12 protein-coding genes are annotated in these 14,358 nt (G+C 66.7%); 8 read left to right on the top strand and 4 right to left on the bottom strand.

Annotated features, from left to right (window positions below; translation table 11 throughout):
- Positions 1-12: 12 nt before the first annotated feature.
- Complete coding sequence (locus tag Q0C57_RS04470) at positions 13-1,305, bottom strand: glycerate kinase (protein WP_296572630.1); 1,293 nt, start codon at positions 1,303-1,305, stop codon at positions 13-15.
- A gap of 337 nt (positions 1,306-1,642) precedes the next feature.
- On the opposite strand from Q0C57_RS04470, the gene Q0C57_RS04465 reads away from it, so the two are divergent.
- The 7 genes from Q0C57_RS04465 to Q0C57_RS04435 all read left to right on the top strand — a co-directional run bounded on the left by Q0C57_RS04465 (position 1,643) and on the right by Q0C57_RS04435 (position 10,903).
- Entirely contained in the window at positions 1,643-2,794 is a 1,152-nt protein-coding gene (locus Q0C57_RS04465; protein WP_296572627.1) for an acyl-CoA dehydrogenase family protein, read from the top strand.
- An 8-nt stretch (positions 2,795-2,802) separates the two neighbouring features.
- Positions 2,803-3,420: a glutathione S-transferase family protein gene (locus Q0C57_RS04460; RefSeq protein WP_296572624.1), complete on the top strand. Its 618-nt coding sequence runs from the start codon at positions 2,803-2,805 to the stop codon at positions 3,418-3,420.
- A gap of 72 nt (positions 3,421-3,492) precedes the next feature.
- Positions 3,493-5,415 carry a P-loop NTPase fold protein gene (locus Q0C57_RS04455; RefSeq protein ID WP_296572621.1) on the top strand — a complete coding sequence of 641 codons (1,923 nt, stop codon included), beginning with the start codon at positions 3,493-3,495 and terminating at the stop codon, positions 5,413-5,415.
- A 143-nt stretch (positions 5,416-5,558) separates the two neighbouring features.
- Positions 5,559-7,241, top strand: a complete 1,683-nt coding sequence (locus tag Q0C57_RS04450) for a thiamine pyrophosphate-binding protein (RefSeq protein ID WP_296572617.1) — start codon at positions 5,559-5,561, stop codon at positions 7,239-7,241.
- 3 nt (positions 7,242-7,244) lie between these two features.
- Positions 7,245-8,405 carry an acetylornithine deacetylase gene (argE, locus tag Q0C57_RS04445; protein ID WP_296572614.1) on the top strand — a complete coding sequence of 387 codons (1,161 nt, stop codon included), beginning with the start codon at positions 7,245-7,247 and terminating at the stop codon, positions 8,403-8,405.
- Positions 8,406-8,627: 222 nt separating this feature from the next.
- Complete coding sequence (gene obgE / locus Q0C57_RS04440) at positions 8,628-9,683, top strand: GTPase ObgE (RefSeq protein ID WP_296572610.1); 1,056 nt, start codon at positions 8,628-8,630, stop codon at positions 9,681-9,683.
- A gap of 149 nt (positions 9,684-9,832) precedes the next feature.
- Positions 9,833-10,903, top strand: a complete 1,071-nt coding sequence (locus Q0C57_RS04435) for a nitronate monooxygenase family protein (protein ID WP_296572607.1) — start codon at positions 9,833-9,835, stop codon at positions 10,901-10,903.
- 4 nt (positions 10,904-10,907) lie between these two features.
- Here Q0C57_RS04435 and Q0C57_RS04430 read toward each other — a convergent pair whose 3' ends face one another.
- The 3 genes from Q0C57_RS04430 to hisD are packed head-to-tail and all read right to left on the bottom strand — an operon-like array spanning position 10,908 to position 13,212.
- Positions 10,908-11,372 (bottom strand): arsenate reductase ArsC, encoded by a 465-nt coding sequence (locus Q0C57_RS04430; protein ID WP_296572604.1) that lies wholly within the window; start codon positions 11,370-11,372, stop codon positions 10,908-10,910.
- A gap of 1 nt (position 11,373) precedes the next feature.
- Positions 11,374-11,883: a UPF0262 family protein gene (locus tag Q0C57_RS04425; RefSeq protein ID WP_296572601.1), complete on the bottom strand. Its 510-nt coding sequence runs from the start codon at positions 11,881-11,883 to the stop codon at positions 11,374-11,376.
- A 24-nt stretch (positions 11,884-11,907) separates the two neighbouring features.
- Entirely contained in the window at positions 11,908-13,212 is a 1,305-nt protein-coding gene (hisD, locus tag Q0C57_RS04420) for a histidinol dehydrogenase (protein WP_296572598.1), read from the bottom strand.
- A 155-nt stretch (positions 13,213-13,367) separates the two neighbouring features.
- On the opposite strand from hisD, the gene Q0C57_RS04415 reads away from it, so the two are divergent.
- Positions 13,368-14,159, top strand: a complete 792-nt coding sequence (locus tag Q0C57_RS04415) for a DUF2470 domain-containing protein (RefSeq protein ID WP_296572595.1) — start codon at positions 13,368-13,370, stop codon at positions 14,157-14,159.
- Positions 14,160-14,358: the final 199 nt, after the last annotated feature.

The raw sequence follows: 14,358 nt of genomic DNA, 5'->3' as shown, positions 1-14,358 counted from the left end.
ACCGCGACGCCATCATTGCACGAGGATGGCGCGGAAATCGTTGACGTTGGTGTGTGACGGTCCTGTGACAACCAGGCCGTCGAGGGCGGCGAAAAAGCCGAAGCCGTCGTGACGGTCGAGGAAGATCCGCGGCGAAAGCCCCCGGGCCTCGGCCGCAGCGAGGATGTCCGGCGTCACCAGGGCGCCGGCATTGGCCTCGATGCCGTCGATGCCGTCGGTGTCGAGGGCGATGGCGTGGATACGGTCGCGCAGGGGCCGCGGCAGCGGCAGGATGGCGGCGGCCAGGGCCAGGGCGAATTCCGAATTGCGGCCGCCGCGGCCGATCGGGCGGTCCTTCGGCAGGGTGACGGTGGTCTCGCCGCCCGACAGGATCAGCAGGGGCGGCGCCGCGGGCAGGGCGTGTTCCAGCACCGATCGGGCGAGCGCGGCATGGACCTGCGCCACGTCGCGCGCCTCACCCTCGATCGTGTCGCCGAGGATGAGGGTCGGCAGGCCCGCCGCCGCGGCGATGCGGGCGGCGGCGCGCAGGCTCTCGACGGGACGGGCGATGAGGCGGACGTCGTGACCGGCGGCGAAGGCCGGGTGGTCCGGCTTGATGCTCTCGCAGGCGGGGCTGGCGAGATGGGCCATCACCGCCGCCGGCAGGTCCATGCGGTAGCGGGCGACGATGGCGAGCGCCTCCTCCCGCGTCGTCGGGTCGGGAACGGTCGGCCCCGAGGCGATGACGGCGGGATCGTCACCCGGCACGTCGGAAATGGCGATGGTGACGAGGCGGGCGGGATGGGCCGCCGCCGCCAGCCGTCCGCCGGCGACGGCCGAGACATGTTTCCTGACGCAGTTCATGGCGGTGATGTCAGCACCGGAGGCGAGCAGGGCGGCATTGACCGCCTTGAGGTCGTTGAGGGTGAGGTCGCCGCCGGGCAGGGCGAGGAGGGCCGAGCCGCCGCCGGAGATCAGGGCGACGACGAGGTCATCGGCGGTGAGGCCGTCGAGGCGCGCGAGGATGGCCCGGGTGGCGGCAAGGCCCGCCGCGTCGGGCACCGGGTGGGAGGCCTCAAGCACGGTGATGCGGCTGCAGGGCACGGCATGGCCGTAGCGGGTGACGACCGTGCCCTCCAGCGGCGCCGGCCAGAGGCGCTCGAAGGCCTGGGCCATGCTGGCCGCCGCCTTGCCGGCGCCGACGACGAGGGTGCGGCCGGCGGGCGCGGCGGGCAGGTGGTCGGCCATGCGGTCGGGCAGGGCGGCGGCGATGGCGGCATGGCCGAGCGAGAGAAGAAAGGCGCGGGGATCGGAGGCAAAGGTCATGGGGAATGATTAGCGGGTGGAAGGGCTTTCGTCATGCCCTGCCACGGCAGGGTTCAAGACGGCGGTCAGGATGGCCCGGCCCCTAGCCTCCCCGCTGCGCGGGGAGGGGGACTATGACCTCCGCGACCTGCCTTTGGCCGTCGCGCCAGGCACGGCGCATGAAACGTGACGCCACGTCGAAGTCCCCCTCTCCGCGGAGCGGGGTGGGTGCGGGTGGGGCCTTTCGACATTGCCAACCGAACGGCTGGAGGGGCGCCCCCCTTCCCCCACCGCCGTTCCGCCGGATTGCCGGCCCCCGCCGCCTCCCCTAAGACCTCATGACGACCGGAGGCCGCCCATGCAGTTCGCACTCACCGAGGAAGAGCTTCTCATCCGCGACACCGCGCGGACCATGGCGCAGGAGATTGCCGCGCCGCTGGCGCCCGTCCTCGACCGCGGCGAGGGCCGCGACCAGTTCCTGAAAAACCTCAAGGTCTTCGCCGAGGCGGGGTTCATGGCGGTCAATGTCGATGCCGCCTTCGGTGGCACGGAAGCCGGCACGGTGGCCTTTGCGCTGGCCATCGAGGAACTCGGCTATGCCTGCGCCGCCACGGGGGTCACCGCCTCCGTCACCAACATGGTGGCCGAGGTGATCCAGGCGGTGGGCTCGGAGGCGCAGAAGCGCGCCTATATCCCGAAGATCGCCGACGGCACCTATCCCGCCGCCGGCTTCTGCCTGACCGAATCCGGCGCCGGCTCCGATCCCGCCGGCATGAAGACCCGCGCCCGCCGTGACGGCGATCATTTCGTGCTCGACGGCGAGAAGATCTACATCACCTCGGCCGAATATGCCGGGCTCTTCATCGTCTGGGCGGTGACCGACCCGGAGGCGCGGAAGGGCAAGGGCATTTCCTGCTTCCTCGTCGAGGCCGGCACGCCGGGCCTGTCCATCGGCAAGGCGGAGAGGAAGCTCGGCCAGCATGGCTCGGCCACCAACACCGTGCATTTCGACGGCTGCCGGGTGCCGGCGACGGCGCTGATGGGCAAGCTCGACGACGGCTTCCGCATCGCGGTGGGCGAACTTGCCGGCGGGCGCATCGGCATCGCCGCGCTCTCGCTCGGCATCGCCCGCGCCGCCATGGACGCGGCCAAGGCCTATGTGAAGGAGCGCCGGCAGTTCGGCCAGGCCATCGCCGATTTCCAGGGCATCCAGTGGATGGTGGCGGACCGCGAGACCGAGCTCGAGGCGGCGCGGCTCCTCATTCTCTCGGCGGCGGCGAAGAAGGACCGCGGCGAGCCCTTCGGCCGCGAGGCCTCCATGGCCAAGCTCTTCGCCTCCGAGGCGGCGGGGCGGGCCACCGACACCGCCCTGCAGCTCCACGGCGGCGCCGGCTACTGCGCCGACTATCCCGTCGAACGGCATGTGAGGGATGCGCGGATCACCCGCATCTATGAGGGGACGAGCGAGGTGCAGCGGCTTATCATCGCGCGGGATTCCTTCCGCCAATGAGGCCTCGCATGAGCATCACCATCTACGGCATCGCCAAGTCGCGGGCGATCCGCAACCTCTGGGCCTGCGAGGAACTCGGCCTCACCTATACCCACGCGCCGGTGGTCTATGGGCCGGAAGGCTCGCGCCAGCCCGATTTCCTCGCCATCAACCCCAACGGCCGGGTACCGGCGGCCGATGTCGACGGCGTCATCCTGTGGGAATCGCTCGCCATCAACCTGCACCTCGCCAAAAAGGCCGGCGGGCCGCTGGCGCCGGAAACGGTGGACGAGGACGGGCTGATGACCATGTGGTCGATGTGGGCGGTGACCGAGGTGGAGGCCGCGGCGCTCGCCCTCATGCAGCATGAGACGCTGAAGCCTGTCGCCGAGCGCGACCCGGCCGTGGTGGCGAAGAGCACGGAGACGCTGAAGGCGCCGCTCGCCGTGCTGGAGGGCCATCTCGCCAGCCACGGCGGCCATCTCGTCGGCAACCGCTTCACCATCGCCGACCTGAACGTGGCGTGCTGCGTGTTCTACCTGCGCTTCTCGTCGCTCCTCGCCGACAAGCCGGCAATCAAGGGCTGGTACGAGGCGGCCATGGCGCGCCCGGCGGCGAAGAAGGCTTTTGCGCTGCGGGGGGATTGAGGGGGCGGAGCAGGAACTAAAGCGGGTTGGCGGTTCCCAAGGTGGATGACTGTCAGGTTGGGGAGGTACTACGTGTGGTTCACCCGAAGAAAGAGAAACGAGCCCGAAGCTAGTCAGGGGCAGGAGCTGCAGAAGAAGAGGGCCGAAAATATTGAAGGTGCGAATTCATATATAGATAATTATCTATCTTATTATGTATCGCGCCAGGCTCCCGGCTATGCTGTTCTCGTGACCGGTGACTGGGGTGTTGGTAAGACCTATAAGATACGAGGACTTTTATCCGAAGAAAAGGCTAACTATGTAAGCCTGTTTAGTCTCAATTCGATTGAGGAGATTGAGGCGGCTGTTTTTGCTCAGATGTTTCCAAATAAGGCATCGCTTAAAGGTCTTTCTGATAAGATCAGCGCGATCAACCTTGGAGTGCCGGGATACGGATCTGTCGGTATAAACGGCCTAGCGTCATTGATAATTGGTAATTTCGTTAAAACCCAGGTTGACGCTGCAAAGCCAATTATATTTGACGACCTAGAGCGATGCTCGGTAAAGCTGAGCAAAATACTTGGAGTTATAAACCGATACGTAGAGCATCATGGATGCCGTGTTATCGTAATTGCACACGAAAAGAAAATCGTTGATAGTTTCCAAAATTCAAAAGAGAAGATCTTTGGGCATACGTTACGATTGGAGCCGGACATTGACGGGGCATATGGAGTATTTTGCCAGCTCTCTGAGATTCTATTTGGAAAGTTTGAGGGGGTTGATATTAAAAGCGAGGTTCTCGGCGTATTCAAGGAATCAAATGTAAAATCATTGAGAATACTTCGCCAGGTTGTCGAGGATGTCGATCGCCTCCTCTCGGCCCTGGATGCCCGCCATATCCCACACGGTCCAGCAATCATTGAGGCTGTTCGACTTTTTTGCGCGCTGTCGATAGCATACCGCGCCAGCGAAATTTCTGATGGCGATCTCGTCAGGAGGGGCGACCGTATTAATAGTTACCACTTTTCGCTAGCTAGAAATAAATCTGATGATGTTGCCCCACCAATCATTGCTCTTGCTGAGAGGCATAAGCTCGTTCGGTTTTCCAGCTCTGTGTTGAATGATGATGTCATTACTCAGACGATCTCATTCGGGAATTTTGATCCGCGACGAATAAACGAGTCTTTAGATAATTCGGAATTTTTTGCGGAGAAAGGTAAACTGCCAGCTTGGAGGCTGGTAATGAACTTTAATGCGCTTGATGATGTAACTGTCAATGCCGCGATTGAGGAGATGTGGCGGCAATTCACTGAGCGTCAGTTTGTCCAATCGGGAGAGATATTGCACGTCGTTGCACTGCAGATGATGTTGGTGACCCGAGGGGTCATTGATGGTACAATCAACGATGTTGCGAACGAAGCTCTTTGTTACATTGACGATTTATTGAGACAGGGGCGGCTTCCGCCACGCGAGCGGGGGCATCGTTGGGCGGAAACGTTTGGGCGCTCGCATGACGGTGTTCAATATTGGGTCGAAGATGAATACCGCGACGAATTTCAGCGTGTGTTTGACCACCTTGTTCATCAGCGTACTGTAGCGGTAGAGAAGAATCTCATTGATTCAGTTCCGGATCTGCTTGAGGTCATGAAAGTAGACGGAGAGAAATTTTTCGAGAAACTGTGTTACACGCGCGATGGCAGTCTTGAATTTGATGACTTGCCGGTCCTGGCGCATATTCCGGTCGAGCTTTTTGTAGAATTTTGGTTGAATTCCAATAGAGCCGGTTGGTATTGGATCGCTCACACCCTGAAGGAACGGAAGCGGGCAGCAGCACAGTATCCTGCGCTTGAGTCGGAGGCGTTGTGGGTACTAGCAGTTGTGCGAAGCATGAAACGGATCGCTGCTCGGGAAAAGGGCGTCAGGAAGCTCAGGATTGAGCGAACGCTTGAGCTGGTTGGCGAGACGGAGCACTCAGACCCGGGTGCGGATGAGGATGCGGGTGGAGAACGGAAATAAACTTCGAAGATTGTCGCTGCTGACTATTCCCGCCACCCCCTCCCGCATTTCCGGCGCTTCCCGCCCCGCGCCGCTGCCGCTAAGGTCCGCGCCGAACCAGGCTGCGGGCGAAAGCGGCCGGACGCGATCCGAGGACCTCATCCATGCGCGCTGAAACCGTCACCCGCACCGGCGGCCAGATTCTGGTGGACCAGCTCGTCGCCCAGGGCTGCGACCATGTCTTCTGCGTGCCGGGCGAGAGCTACCTCGCCGTGCTCGACGCGCTGCACGACGCGAAATCCGCCGTCACCATCTGCCGGCAGGAGGGCGGGGCCGCCATGATGGCGGAGGCCTATGGCAAGCTCACGGGACGCCCCGGTATCTGCATGGTCACCCGCGGCCCCGGCGCCACCAATGCCTCGCCCGGCCTGCACATCGCCCAGCAGGATTCGACGCCGATGATCCTCTTCGTCGGCCAGATCGACCACACCATGCGCGGCCGCGACGCCTTCCAGGAGATGGACTACACGCAGTTCTTCGGCGGCATGTGCAAATGGGTCGCCGAGATCGACGATTGCGCCCGTATCCCCGAGATGGTGGCCCGCGCCTATGCCACCGCCATGCAGGGCCGCCCCGGCCCGGTTGTGCTGGTGCTGCCCGAGGACATGCTGACCGAAAGCGCCGCCGTCGTCGACGCGCCCTATGTGGAGGCCGCCGAGACCTGGCCGGGTCTCACCGACATGGCGAAATTCCAGAAGCTCTTGTGGGCGGCGAAGAAGCCGGTGCTGGTGCTCGGCGGCTCGCGCTGGTCGGAGAAGGCGGTCTCCTCGGTGACGCGCTTCGCCGAGCGCTTCGACCTGCCGGTGATCTGCCAGTTCCGCCGGCAGATGCTGTTCGACCACAGCCACCCCAACTATGCCGGCGATCTCGGCCTCGGCGGCAATCCGGACATGCTGAAGCTGATCAAGGAGAGCGATCTCCTCATCGCGCTGGGCGGCCGGCTCTCGGAGATCGCCTCGCAGAGCTACACGCTCATCGACATTCCCCGGCCGCAGATGACCTTCGTCCATGTGCATCCGGGGCCTGAGGAGATCGGCCGCGTCTACCAGGCGCATCTGCCGATCCAGGCGAGCCCGACGGCCTTCGCGGCCTCGCTCGAGGGCGTGCAGCCGCCGCAGGTCATCGCCTGGGCGGGCGCTGCCAAGGCGGCGCATGAGAGCTATCTCGCCTGGACCGGCAATCCGGCCCGTCTGCCCGGCGCCTTCCAGTATGGCGAGGTCATGGCCTGGCTGCGCGACAGGCTTCCCGAAAATGCCATCGTCTGCAACGGCGCCGGCAACTATGCCACCTGGGTCCACCGCTTCCTGCGCTTCCGGAAGTACGGATCGCAGCTCGCCCCGACCTCGGGCTCCATGGGCTATGGCACGCCGGCCGCGGTCGGCGCCAAGCGCATGCACCCGGACAGGACCGTCATCGCCTTCGCCGGCGACGGCTGCTTCATGATGAACGGGCAGGAATTCGCCACGGCCTGCCAGTATGACCTGCCCATCATCGTCATCGTCGTGGATAACGGCATGTACGGCACGATCCGCATGCATCAGGAGCGCGACTATCCCACCCGCATCTCGGCGACGACGCTGAAGAACCCGGATTTCGCCGCGCTCGCGCGCGCCTACGGCGGCCATGGCGAGACGGTGCGCGAGACGGCGGAATTCGCTCCGGCCTTCGAGCGGGCGATGGCCTCGGGCAAGCCGGCCATCATCCATTGCTTCCTCGACCAGCAGGCCATCACGCCGACCACCACGATCGACGCCATCCGTGCCAAGGCGCAGGCGGGGAAGGCCTGAGCCATGGCGCATCTGTCCACCGTCGACATCCTCGGCAAGCTCGTCGCCTTCGACACGACCAGCCGCAATTCCAACCTGCCGCTCCTCGACTGGGTGGAGGACTATCTCGCCGGTCACGGCATCAGCGGCGAGCGGGTCTATGACGAGACGGGTGAGAAGGCGAATCTCTGGGTCACCATCGGCCCGCAGGACGTCGCCGGCTACGTGCTCTCCGGCCATGTCGACGTGGTGCCGGTGGACGGGCAGGACTGGTCGACCGATCCCTTCTCGCTGGTGGAGAAGGACGGGCGCTATTTCGGCCGCGGCACCTGCGACATGAAGGGTTTCGTCGCCGCGGCGCTGGCCGCCGTGCCGGCCATGGCGGCGGCGCCGCTGAAGAAGCCGATCCATCTCGCCATCTCCTATGACGAAGAGGTGGGCTGCCGCGGCGTGCGCACCCTGCTCGCCGTGCTGAAGGAGAGGCCGCTGAAGCCCGAGGCCTGTTTCGTCGGCGAGCCGACCAACATGCAGGTCGTCATCGCCCACAAGACCGGGCGGCCGATGCGCGTCACGGTGAAGGGTTTCGAGGCGCATTCCTCGCTGCGGCCGCACGGGGTCAACGCCATCGAGGAGGCGGCCAAGCTGATCGTCAAGATCAACGAAATCGGCCAGCGTCTCGCCGCGCGCACCGATCTCGACCCGCTCTATGCCGTGCCCTGCTCGACCACCTCGGTCGGCGTCATCCGCGGCGGCACGGTGCGCAACATCGTCGCCGGCGAATGCGTCGTCGATTTCGACCTGCGCTGCGTCGCCGGCGACGACCCGCATGCCATCGTCGCGGAGATCGAGGCCTATGCCTATGAGGTCCTGGAGCCGCCGATGAAGGCCATCCATGCCGGCGCCGGCTTCACCTTCCAGGAACTGGCGCTGGTGCCGGGCCTCGACACCGCGGCGGATGCGCCCGTGACCGTGCTCGCCAAGCGCCTCGCCGGTCGCAACGACCACGCCAAGGTCGCCTATGGCACCGAAGCGGGCCTGTTCCAGCAGATCGGCATCCCCAGCGCCATCGTCGGGCCGGGTTCCATCGAACAGGCTCACAAGCCCGACGAATATGTCGAGGCGGGCGAACTCGCCAAGGCCGACGCCTTCATGGGGCGGCTCATCGCCCATGCCAGCGGGGGTTGATTGATCCGCATCAAGGCGCCGGCAGGCGCCCGCCGACATGATGGAGCCATACCTTATCGGGCTCCATCCATTCGGGGGAACGGTGGTGCCTGAGAAACCGGGCGGTCGCAGCAATGCGGCCGCTCGGCGCTTTTCAGGGGCCATTTGGGGCGTTTTTCTTGGACGGGGCCGCCCCGATGGGGTAGAGACCCGCTCCGCCCTTCCGGCGGCGAGCGGAAGTCCATGAAGTTCCTCGATCAGGCCAAGGTCTATGTGAAGGCGGGTGCCGGCGGTGCCGGTTCCGTGTCGTTCCATCGCGCCAAGTTCATCGAGTTCGGTGGCCCGGACGGCGGCGACGGCGGCCGCGGCGGCGATGTCGTGGTCGAATGTGTCGACGGTCTGAACACCCTGATCGACTACCGCTACCAGCAGCATTTCAAGGCGAAGATCGGCATGCACGGCATGGGCCGCAACCGCGCGGGCGCGCGCGGCGCCGACGTGGTGCTGAAAGTGCCGGCCGGCACGCAGATCTTCGAGGAGGATGGCGAGACGTTGATCGCCGACATCACCACGGTCGGCCAGCGTTTCGTGCTGCTCACTGGCGGCAATGGCGGCTTCGGCAATGCCCATTTCAAGAGCGCCACCAACCAGTCGCCGCGCTATGCCAATCCGGGCCAGCCGGCCAAGGAGGCCTGGGTCATCCTGCGGCTGAAGCTGATCGCCGATGCCGGCCTGATCGGCATGCCCAATGCCGGCAAGTCGACGTTTCTGGCCGCCACCACCTCGGCCAAGCCGAAGATCGCCGACTATCCCTTCACCACGCTGCATCCCGGCCTCGGCGTCGTGCGCGCGCGGGCCCGCGAATTCGTGCTCGCCGATATTCCCGGCCTCATCGAGGGCGCCCATGACGGTGTCGGGCTCGGCGACCGTTTCCTCGGCCATGTCGAGCGCTGCCGGGTGCTCCTGCACCTCGTCGACGGCACCTGCGACCATGCCGGCAAGGCCTACAAGATGGTGCGCAAGGAGATCGAGGCCTATGGCCACGGCCTCGCCGAGAAACCGGAGATCGTGGCGCTGGCCAAGGTCGACGCGCTCGATCCGGAGACGCGCAAGGAGCAGATGGCGCGGCTGAAGCGGGCGGCGAAGAGGACACCGCTCGCCCTGTCGGCGACCTCGGGCGAGGGCGTGGAAGCGGCCCTCGTCGCCCTTCTCGCGGTGATCGACGAAGCCCGTGCCGCCGAGCCCAAGCCGCCGCCGCCCGAGGACGACGTGCCGATGGAGACCGGCTGGCGGCCGTGAGTGGCGGCTGACCGTGGGCGCAGGGCGGCCTGCACGCGGGTCGTGCAGATCCCTGGAAGTCAGGCGGCGGATAGCCCTCCAACGCCAGACCCCCTTCCGTCCCGGCGCGAGGGGGCTATTGTCTGCGCCCGACCGAATGGAGGGCCGCCATGCCGCTCGACCGCCGCATCCAGACGCTTTTCGGCATCGACCTGCCGATCATCCAGGCGCCCATGGCCGGCGCCCAGGGCGCGGCCATGGCGGTCGCGGTCTCGGAAGCCGGCGGCCTCGGCTCGCTGCCGGGCGCGCTCCTCGGCATCGACGCGATGCGCGCCGAACTGGCGCTGATCCGCCAGCGTACGGCCAAGCCGGTCAACCTCAATTTCTTCTGCCACCGCCCGCCGGCCGCCGATGCGGCCCGCGAAGCGGCCTGGCGGGCGCGGCTCGCGCCCTACTACGCCGAACTCGGGATCGACCCCGCCGCGCCGGTCCCGGCCTCCAACCGCACGCCCTTCGACGCGGCCTTCTGTGCGGTGGTCGAGGCGTTCCGTCCGGAGGTCGTGAGCTTCCATTTCGGCCTGCCGGCTGCCGACCTCATGGACCGCGTCAAGGCGACCGGGGCCAGGGTCATCTCCTCCGCCACTACGGTCGACGAGGCCCGCTGGCTGGAGGACCACGGGGCCGATGCCGTCATCGCCCAGGGCCATGAGGCGGGGGGCCATCGCGGCCTCTTCCTCTCCGAGGACCTGGCCAATCAGCCCGGGCTCTTCGCGCTGCTGCCGCAGGTGGTGGACGCGGTCGAGGTGCCGGTGATCGCCGCCGGCGGCATCGCCGATGCGCGCGGCATCGTCGCCGCCTTCGCCCTCGGCGCCTCCGCGGTGCAGATCGGCACCGCCTATCTCTTCACCCCGGAGGCCACCATCACGCCCATGCACCGGGCGGCGCTGCGCGAGGCCAAGGACGATGGCACGGCCCTGACCAACCTGTTCACCGGGCGGCCGGCGCGCGGGCTCGTCAACCGGCTGATGCGGGAGGTGGGGCCGCTCTCCACCGATGCGCCGGCCTTTCCGACGGCGGGCGGCGCGCTCCTGCCGCTGAAGGCGAAAGCCGAGGCCGCGGGCAGCGCCGATTTCTCCTCGCTCTGGGCCGGGCAGGCAGCCTCCCTCGGCCGCGAGATGGGCGCCGGCGACCTGACGCGGACGCTGTGGAGCGAGGCGCTGGAGCGGCTGCGGGCCAGCTGAGACCCTATTCGTTGCCCATGGCGGAGCGGGTGAAGCGCTGGCGGATTCGCTGCATCAGCATGTCGCGCACCTGGCGATAGGCATCGAGCTTCTGCTCGCGGGACCCCTGCGCCAGGGTCGGGTCGGGGGTCGGCCAGTACTCGACCTCCATGTCGTTGGTGCGCGTGAGGTCGAGGGCCGTATGGTGCGCGTCGGGGGCGAGGGTGACGACGAGGTCGAAGTTCAGGCCCTCCCACTCCTCGAGTTCCTCGATCGTCTTGGGCTTGGTCTTGCGGGTGTCGATCCCGATCTCCTCCATGACGGCATCGACGAAGGGATCGTGCTCGCCCTTGTGGACGCCGGCGCTCTCGACGAAGACCCGGTTGCCGTGGAAATACTGCATGATCGCTGCGGCCATGGGTGAGCGCACCTGATTCATGCCGCAGGCGAAGAGCACGGCCTGAGGGTTCTTGCGCCGATCGGAAACCACCTCAGCCCTTCCAGTGCAGGACCGAGACGAGCGTGAACAGCCGCCGCGCCGTGTCGAAATCGAAGTCGAGCTTCTCCTTCAGCCGCTCGCGCAGGATCTCCGAGCCCTCGTTGTGGAGGCCGCGGCGGGCCATGTCGATGGTCTCGATCTGGGCGGGCGTGGCGGTGCGGATGGCATCGTAATAGCTGTCGCAGATCATGAAATAGTCCTTCACGATCCGCCGGAACGGCGTCAGCGACAGGATATGGGTCACCACCTGCCGGCCGTCCTGGTGCTTGACGTCGAGGACGAGTTTGCCCTCGGCGAGCGAGATGTGGAGCGTGAAGGGCCCGGTCTCGACACCGACCGGACAGAAGCTGTTCTCCTCGATGAGATCGTAGATGGCGACCGCACGCTCGTGCTCGATGTCGGCGGAGGAACGGCCGATCGAGGCCTCGTCGATGGAGACCGCCACCAGGCGCCGGCCCATGATCACCGGGTCGTTGCGGTCCCTGGGCTCGCGATCGGTCATGGCGGTCCTTTCGTGGCGGGGCGGTCAGTCCGTGCCGCCGAGATTGAGGCGGATGGAGACGGACCGGGCATGGGCGGCAAGCCCCTCGGCCTCGCCGAGGGCGATGGCTGCGGGCCCAAGGGCACGCAGTTGCTCCGGGCCGCATTTCAGCAAGGAGGTGCGCTTCATGAAGTCGAGCACGCCGAGGCCGGAGGAAAAACGCGCCGAGCGTGCCGTCGGCAGGACATGGTTCGACCCGCCGACATAGTCGCCGATCGCCTCGGGCGTATGGCCGCCGAGGAAGATGGCGCCGGCATTACGGATCTGCGCGGCGAGGCCCTCGGCATCGGCGGTGATGATCTCGAGATGCTCGGCGGCCAGCCGGTCGGCCAGCGGCACGGCCTCGGCGATGTGCGCGACCTCGATGATGGCGCCGTAGTCGCGCCAGCTGGCGCCGGCGATCTCGGCGCGGGGCAGTGTGGCGAGCTGCCGCTCGACCGCCGCCTCGACGGCGTCGGCGAGGCCGGAATCGTCGGTGATCAGCAGCGACTGGGCGGCGGTGTCGTGCTCGGCCTGGGCGAGAAGGTCGGCGGCGATCCAGTCGGGATTGGCCGTGGCGTCGGCAATGACCAGCACCTCGGAGGGGCCGGCGATCATGTCGATGCCGACCTTGCCGAAGACCTGCCGCTTGGCGGCCGCGACATAGGCGTTGCCTGGGCCCATGATCTTGGCCACAGGGCGGATGGTCTCGGTGCCGTGGGCGAGGGCGAAAACCGCCTGGGCGCCGCCGACACGGTAGATCTCGTCGACGCCGGCGAGGCGGGCGGCGGCGAGAACCAGCGGGTTGAGCGTGCCGCCGGGAGACGGCACGACCATGACGACGCGCGGGCAGCCCGCGACCTTGGCGGGAATGGCGTTCATCAGGACCGAGGAGGGATAGGCCGCGGTGCCGCCGGGGACATAGAGCCCGACCGCCTCGATGGCGGTCCAGCGATAGCCGAGCTCGACCCCCAGCGCATCGACGAAGCGGTCGTCCTGCGGCTTCTGGCGGGCGTGATAGGCGCGGATGCGGTCGGCGGCGAGGCGCAGGGCGTCCAGGGTCACCGGGTCGGAGGCGGCCAGGGCCGCCTCGATCTGCGCCTCGGTGACGCGCAGGGTCGCCGGTGTCAGCATCAGCTTGTCGAACTTGGCGGTATATTCGATCAGGGCGGTGTCGCCGCGCTGGGCGACGTCCTGGCCGATGGAGCGGACGACGTCGTTCACCTCCTCGGACACCTCGCGTTTCATGGCGAGGAGGCCGGCGAAGCGGTTTTCGAAATCGAGGGCGCTGGTCGAGAGGCGCAGGGGCATGATGGGCCTTTCCGGATGCTGCGAGGCATGGGCGAGGCTCCGCGTCCCGTCAAGTCCCGCAGCGGGCAGCGGCCGCGGACGGGGCCTGTCCTGCCGCGGACGGGCCTTGATCGCGCGCCGGGGTATCGTCATGCTGCGGCGCCGAGGAGACAGCGATGGATACCAAGCCCCAGCCCGGCGCCATGCCGGGCAACATTCCGGAGAACGCCCCGCAGCCGGCGGATTTCAAGCCGCTGGAATGGGCGCGGGACCTGCTCAGGACCATCCGCGCCGGCGCGCTGGGCACGCTCGACCGCAATACCGGCCATCCCGTGACGACCCTGACGACGGTGGCGACCGATACCGACGGCGCGCCGCTGATCCTGATCTCCAACCTCTCCAGCCATACCGCCAACCTCAAGGCCGACGGGCGCGCTTCGCTGCTCCTCGCCCGCACGGGCAAGGGCGATCCGCTGGCCCATCCGCGGCTGACCGTGCTCGGCGCCTTCGCCAGGGTCGAGGACGAGGCAGAGGTCAAGCGGCTCAAGGCCCGTTTCCTCGCCCGTAATCCGAAGGCCCAGATCTATATCGACTTTCCTGATTTCAGCCTCTGGCGGCTGGATGTGGCGGCCGGCCATCTCAATGGCGGCTTCGCGCGAGCGGCGGACATCGCCGGCACGGATCTGCTGATCGAGGCGGGTGATGCGGAAGGGCTGATGGCCGCCGAGGCTGGGGCCATCGAACACATGAACGTGGACCATGCCGACGCTGTCTCGGTCTATGCGACGGTTCTGGCGGGCCAGGATCCCGGCCCGTGGAAAATGTCCGGCGCCGATCCCGAGGGCTTCGATCTCATCGCCGGCGACCGCACGGCGCGGGTGCTCTTTCCGCGGCGGGTGACGACGGGCGAGGACCTGCACAAGGTGCTGGTGCAGATGGTGCGGGAAGCGCGGTCGAAAGCGGCTTGAGGCGGCGCGAACCGGGCAAGGCCCCACCCGCACCCTCCCCTCGCCGACGCGAGGAGAGGGGGACTTCGACCTCGCACCTCAACAGTCAGGTCGCACCTGGCCCCGCCGTCCAATCGGAGAGCTTCGTGCCCGGCGCCACGGGTTCAGGACAGATGGGACGCCATAGTCCCCCTCTCCTCGCGTCAGCGAGGGGAGGGTG

Source organism: Phreatobacter sp., from assembly GCF_022843985.1.
In the GTDB taxonomy this organism is placed as follows: domain Bacteria; phylum Pseudomonadota; class Alphaproteobacteria; order Rhizobiales; family Phreatobacteraceae; genus Phreatobacter.
The sequence above is the reverse complement of the archived record's forward strand: the minus strand, read 5'-3'. Positions and strand labels throughout refer to the sequence as shown.

Coding starts and splice junctions, on each gene's coding strand:
- Q0C57_RS04470 (WP_296572630.1), bottom strand. CDS start 1,305: ATGACCTTTGCCTCCGATCCCCGCGCCTTTCTTCTCTCGCTCGGCCAT.
- Q0C57_RS04465 (WP_296572627.1), top strand. CDS start 1,643: ATGCAGTTCGCACTCACCGAGGAAGAGCTTCTCATCCGCGACACCGCG.
- Q0C57_RS04460 (WP_296572624.1), top strand. CDS start 2,803: ATGAGCATCACCATCTACGGCATCGCCAAGTCGCGGGCGATCCGCAAC.
- Q0C57_RS04450 (WP_296572617.1), top strand. CDS start 5,559: ATGCGCGCTGAAACCGTCACCCGCACCGGCGGCCAGATTCTGGTGGAC.
- argE (WP_296572614.1), top strand. CDS start 7,245: ATGGCGCATCTGTCCACCGTCGACATCCTCGGCAAGCTCGTCGCCTTC.
- obgE (WP_296572610.1), top strand. CDS start 8,628: ATGAAGTTCCTCGATCAGGCCAAGGTCTATGTGAAGGCGGGTGCCGGC.
- Q0C57_RS04435 (WP_296572607.1), top strand. CDS start 9,833: ATGCCGCTCGACCGCCGCATCCAGACGCTTTTCGGCATCGACCTGCCG.
- Q0C57_RS04425 (WP_296572601.1), bottom strand. CDS start 11,883: ATGACCGATCGCGAGCCCAGGGACCGCAACGACCCGGTGATCATGGGC.
- hisD (WP_296572598.1), bottom strand. CDS start 13,212: ATGCCCCTGCGCCTCTCGACCAGCGCCCTCGATTTCGAAAACCGCTTC.
- Q0C57_RS04415 (WP_296572595.1), top strand. CDS start 13,368: ATGGATACCAAGCCCCAGCCCGGCGCCATGCCGGGCAACATTCCGGAG.